The organism is Micromonospora sp. D75 (genome assembly GCF_018070405.1).
Lineage (GTDB): Bacteria > Actinomycetota > Actinomycetes > Mycobacteriales > Micromonosporaceae > Micromonospora > Micromonospora chalcea.
In genome coordinates, this window is the sequence record NZ_JAGPXV010000776.1 from 1 (window position 1) to 2,458 (window position 2,458).

Below are 2,458 nucleotides of genomic sequence, written 5' to 3' on the forward strand. Positions count from 1 at the left end.
CGAGCACGGTCTCGGCACCCGCCGGACGGAACCCGCCCGGTCGGCCGCCGGCCACATCGCCGCCCTCGCACCCGGCGCGCACGTGGTCAAGGCTTTCCATCTCTTCCCGGCCGAGCGGTGGGTGACGCCCGATGCCGGACCGGTCACGGTCGCCATGTGCGGTGACGACGAGCGCGCACTCGATGTCGTCGGGTCGCTCGTGCGAGACGTCGGTGGAGTTCCCGCGGTCCTCGGAACGCTCGACCGGGTACGACAGTTGGAGGAGGTCGCCGGCTTTGTCATCGGGCTGGCGTTCGCCGGGGTCGACCCGCAGTCGGCGATTCCGTCGGTTCCCCGCTGACATGTGTCCGACAGGCCGCTCGTGGAGGCGGACGGTCCCCGCCGGGAGCGCCGTCTGCTCTCCCACCCGTCGATCTCCCACTTGCCCGATCCGAATGTGTCCGGCGGGTCGACCTAGACCCGCTCCGGGCCGGGACCGATCCGCCGGTCACTCACCGCTGCGCCGTCACAGTCAGTCCAGATCGAGCAGGACCTTGCCCGGCACCCGTCGTTCCCGCAGCGCCTCGATCGCGCCCCCGAGGTGACGCCACGATCCGCGCCAGCCGATCGGCGCCCGCAGCGCCCCCTGAGCCACGAGGTCCACCAGCAGCGCCAGATCGGCGGCCGGGGCGGTGGTGTCGCCGAAGGACCGCAGCGTCCGGGACGCGCCCGGGGCGAAGGTCGAGTTCACCGGAAAGACGGCCGGCTCACCGGAGGCCCAGCCGATGCTGTGCAGCACCCCGCCCGGCGCGAGCAGACCCCACGCGGCCACCAGCTGGGCGCCTCCCACGGTGTCCAGCACCACGTCGACCGGGTCGCCGACAGCCTTCAGGCCGACCACCACCTCGTCGGCCCCCAGCGCTGCCAGCCCGTCGCCCCGGGACGCCGACCCGACCGCGGCGATCACGTACGCGCCCCCGTGCCGAGCCAACTGGACGGCAACTCGGCCCACTCCCCCGGACGCCCCGGTGATCAGTACGCGACGCCCGGGCAGCGGACCGGACTCACGCAGCGTCCGCAGCGCGGTGAGGCCGACCATCGGCAGCGCGGCAACCTCGGACAGGTCGACATCGGGGGGCACCACCGCGACGCTGTCCAGGTCGAACACCGCGAGTTGGGCCCACGCGCCCGGTCCGAAGGCGAGCACCCGGTCGCCCACCCGGGGACCGGGGCCACTCTCGGCGGCGCGCAGCACCTCGCCGGCGGCGTCGTGCCCGAGCACCTGTCCGGCCGGCCAGAGGTCGAGGTGACGGATCTCGCCGTTGTTGACGGCGGCATGCCGCACCTCGACCAGCACCTGCCCCGGCCCGCATTCGGGCTCGGGGACATCGGTCACCCGGAACCCGTCGACGGTGCCCGGAGCGGCGACGATCGCACGCATACGACCTCCTTCGGTCCTCGCCAGGTTCCCGACAGGTGGCCCACAGTGGCGACCCTGTCGACGACGACCGGCGCAAGACGCCGGCCCGATGATCAGGCGGCGGCGCGACGGGCCGTGCCGTCCGGAGCGTCCGCGAGACCGGCGTAGCGACCCCGGTGGTAGAGCAGCGGGGAGCCGACATCGGCGTGCCGGAGCAACTCCGGCTCGGCCAGCACGACCGCGTGATCGCCGACGACCACCCGGTCGACGACCCGGCACGCCAGCCAGGCCAGGGCGCCGTCGAGGATCGGCAGTCCGTTCGGCCCGGGCCGCCAGCGGGTCGGAGCGGCGAAGCGGTCGATGCCGCTCGTGGCGAAGGTATGGGCCAGCTTGTGCTGGCCGTGTGCGAGCAGGTGCACCGCCACGTGCCGGGCCTGCGCCAGCGTCGGCCACGTGGACGAGCCGAGGTTCAGGCAGAACGAGACGATCGGCGGCGTCAGCGACACCGACGTGAACGATGTCGCGGTGAAGCCCACCGGCGGCGCACCGGGGGCGGTGACCACAGTGACGGTGCTGGCCTGGTGGCGCAGCAACCTGCGTAGCGCGTCGGCGTCGGCGTCAATCGGGTCGTCGGCGGACGAGGTCATGGGCGTTCCTCCCGAGTGGTGTGGGCGCGGAGCGCTAGGAACGGGCGGCGGGATCGGCCGCCAGCCGCCCGTACGGAATCTTCTCCCCGGCCTCGACGGCGACCGGCAGCCGGTTCTCCGTCGGTGGCAGCGGGCACGTCGCGAAGTCGGTGTACGCGCACGGCAGGTTGACGGCCCGGTTGAAGTCCAGCGTCACCCGGCCCTGCTCGTCCGGCGCGCCGACGGCCAGCGACCGGTTGGCCCCATAGGTGGTGATGCCGGAGGTGGTGTCGGTGAACAGCACCGACAGGCTGCCGGGCGTCACACCGTTGAACGCGGTCAGGCTCAGCGGCAGCCCGTCGACGCAGAACTCGATCCGGCCGGGCGCGTCGTAGATGTGCTGGAGCCCCTCCACGGCAGCGCCGACCGTGGT

Annotated in this window: 3 protein-coding genes and 1 pseudogene; 1 reads left to right on the top strand and 3 read right to left on the bottom strand. The window is 73.3% G+C overall.

The window, feature by feature from the left end:
• Positions 1-340: pseudogene (locus KBX39_RS28875) on the top strand (NADP oxidoreductase); the annotation flags it as partial.
• 171 nt (positions 341-511) lie between these two features.
• Here the strand turns inward: KBX39_RS28875 and KBX39_RS28880 are convergent.
• From KBX39_RS28880 to KBX39_RS28890, 3 genes are all read right to left on the bottom strand, one after another.
• The gene (locus KBX39_RS28880; protein WP_210873565.1) at positions 512-1,420 is read right to left on the bottom strand and encodes a zinc-binding dehydrogenase; all 909 of its coding nucleotides are present in this window, start codon (positions 1,418-1,420) and stop codon (positions 512-514) included.
• Between the two features lie 92 nt (positions 1,421-1,512).
• A complete protein-coding gene (locus KBX39_RS28885; protein ID WP_209961356.1) occupies positions 1,513-2,046 on the bottom strand; it encodes a flavin reductase family protein in 534 nt (177 codons plus the stop codon).
• A 34-nt stretch (positions 2,047-2,080) separates the two neighbouring features.
• On the bottom strand, positions 2,081-2,458 hold a 378-nt coding region (locus KBX39_RS28890; RefSeq protein WP_210873568.1), incomplete at its 5' end, for a DUF1684 domain-containing protein.

Bases quoted from the DNA above. Each gene is read 5' to 3' on its own strand.
- KBX39_RS28885 (WP_209961356.1), bottom strand. From the start codon at position 2,046: ATGACCTCGTCCGCCGACGACCCGATTGACGCCGACGCCGACGCGCTA.
- KBX39_RS28880 (WP_210873565.1), bottom strand. From the start codon at position 1,420: ATGCGTGCGATCGTCGCCGCTCCGGGCACCGTCGACGGGTTCCGGGTG.